Raw genomic sequence first — 1,318 nt, forward strand, 5'->3', positions numbered from 1 at the left:
TGCCAGGCCCGCGCCCGCCAGATACAGCTGGCCGACCACACCGGCGGGGACCGGGCGCAGCCCCGGGCCGAGGACATAGACCCGGGTGTTGGCGATGGGGCGTCCGATCGGCGCGGCGATCTCGCCGGAGAGCGGCGCGCTCAGCGTCGCGCACACCGTCGACTCGGTGGGCCCGTAGGCGTTGAGCATCCGGCGGCCCCGCGACCAGCGCGCCGCCACATCGGGCGGACACGCCTCACCACCGGTGATCAGGGCGCGGAGGGTGGGCACGGTGGCCGGGTCGAGGGTGGCGATGAACGCGGGCGGCAGCATGGCGTGGCTGACCCGCTCGCGGTCGATCAGCGCCACCACGCCGTCGCCGATGATCTGGTCCGGCCGGGGTACCACCAGGGTGGCACCAGCGAGCAGCGTCATGACCAGTTCGCAGGCCGAGGCGTCGAAGTTCAGCGACGCGAACTGGAGGACGCGCGCGTCCGCGTCCAGCCCGAGCGCCTCCTGATGCGCGACGGCCAGCCCGGCCAGGCCCTGGTGGGTGACCTGGACGCCCTTGGGCGTACCGGTGGAACCGGAGGTGTAGACGAGATACGCGGGATGGGAGGCGTCCAGCGGGGACGACCGCTCGGCGTCGGTGAGGTCGACGGCGGAGTGGCGCTCCACCTCGGCCCGGACCGCCGGGTCGTCCAGCCGGTGGCACGGTACCTCCTGCGGGATGCGTTCACCGGAGGTACCGGTGGTCAGCACGTACAGCGGGGCGGCGTCGGCGCACATGAAGCGGGCGCGGGCGGCGGGGAGGTCCGGGTCGATGGACAGATAGGCGGCGCCCGTCTTGACCACGGCCAGCACAGCGGCCACCAGCTCGGCCGAACGGGGCAGGGCCAGACCGATCACGGTCTCCGGTCCCGCGCCGTGCGCGAGCAGCCAGCGGGCCAGCCGGTTCGCCCGGGCGTTCAGCTCGGCGTAGCCGATCCCGTCCCCGTCGTGGCGTACCGCGATCGCGTCGGGGCGCCGGGCCGTCCGGGCCTCGAACAGCACCGGCCAGGGAGTGCGGGGCAGCTGCCTGGCGGTGTCGTTCCACTCCACCAGAACGCGCTGCCGCTCGTCGTCCTGGAGCAGGTCCACACCGCTGATCCGGCGGTCCGGGTCGGCGACGACCGCCCGCAGGACACGCTCGAGCCTGCGGACGAGTCCGGCGACCGTGGCCTCGTCGTAGAGGTCGGCGCTGTACTCCAGAATGCCGTGGATACCGGCGGAACCCGGCCGTTCGCGCACGCTCCAGAGCAGGTCGAACTTGGAGATCCCCAGGTCGAGTGGGACCGGT

1 protein-coding gene is annotated in these 1,318 nt (G+C 73.4%); it reads right to left on the reverse strand.

Features of this window, described 5'->3' with window-relative positions; genetic code table 11:
- On the reverse strand, window positions 1-1,318 hold a 1,318-nt coding region (locus JK363_RS41235; RefSeq protein WP_201883458.1), incomplete at both ends, for an AMP-binding protein.

It is taken from the genome of Streptomyces coffeae, assembly GCF_016741875.1.
GTDB classification, from domain to species: Bacteria; Actinomycetota; Actinomycetes; order Streptomycetales; family Streptomycetaceae; genus Streptomyces; species Streptomyces coffeae.